The organism is Alteromonas sp. G4i13 (assembly GCF_054960505.1).
On the sequence record NZ_JBHNYX010000109.1, the window covers coordinates 1 to 918 of the forward strand.

The window sequence follows — 918 nt, forward strand, 5'->3', positions numbered from 1 at the left end:
ATGTAGAGCTGCGCCGGTCACCGGCTCTTATTGTTGCGCTTTTCAATTCCTTTTGACTGGCAACGGCACTAGACATTCATCGGTTAACCTTCCTCTGTCCTATTCAAAGCTAAGTGGCTGTATTGACCAGTTAGTATCAGGTTCAGAGAAGGTGTAAGCAAATTCGTAAAAAAGTAGAGATGCGCAACAGTGGCATGTCTAATCAAACGCAGCAGGTTATGACTTGTTGGTATACTTATCGATACTGCTTGATGCAGAGTACTGTGCGATAAGTTGATACTCGTCGTTTAACCAGTTAGACGTTGCAGCTCATGCCACTGTGCGACTTACTCGTTTAAAAAACGTTCTTCATCGAATACCTGCTGGTTCTTCAACATAAAGTAAGCACATCGCCCGATTTTATGAGCGAGTGCAGATAAGGCCTTCGCCTTGCTCATTCTCTTTTGAAGCTTGGCTAAATATCGTTTGGCGTTGTCATTACCTTTGAGGTACAACACCGCTGCTTCACTGAATGCCCACTTCAAGTGTGCGTTGCCAATCTTATTCCCCTGCGTACCGTGTGTTTTACCGGCCGACTCAGCTTTGCATTTCACTAACCGTGAATACGAGGCAAACTTCTGAACTGATGAAAACCGCTTAATATCGCCAACTTCATACAAAATGGTCAGGGCTAAAATTTTTCCGATACCAGGAAACGACTTAAGGATATGTAAATCTGTTGCACGGTGTGTTTGTGCCTGAGTCTTTACATAGTGTTCAATCTTGTAAAGTTCACTCACCATGGTTTCGATAATATTGAGATTTAAATCCATGCTCTTTTGCACAGCTTCATCAGGAAAAAAGTGATGCATTTTTTCTCGGTCAGGTGAATTTTGCAGATTCAAACGAGACTCCGGCGCAGGTAGATTGTATTGACTG

Annotated in this window: 1 protein-coding gene; it reads right to left on the minus strand. The window is 43.0% G+C overall.

Features of this window, described 5'->3' with window-relative positions; genetic code table 11:
* Positions 1–326: 326 nt before the first annotated feature.
* Positions 327–918: transposase (locus ACFI6J_RS21500; protein WP_462586396.1), on the minus strand; the 592-nt coding region annotated here is incomplete at its 5' end.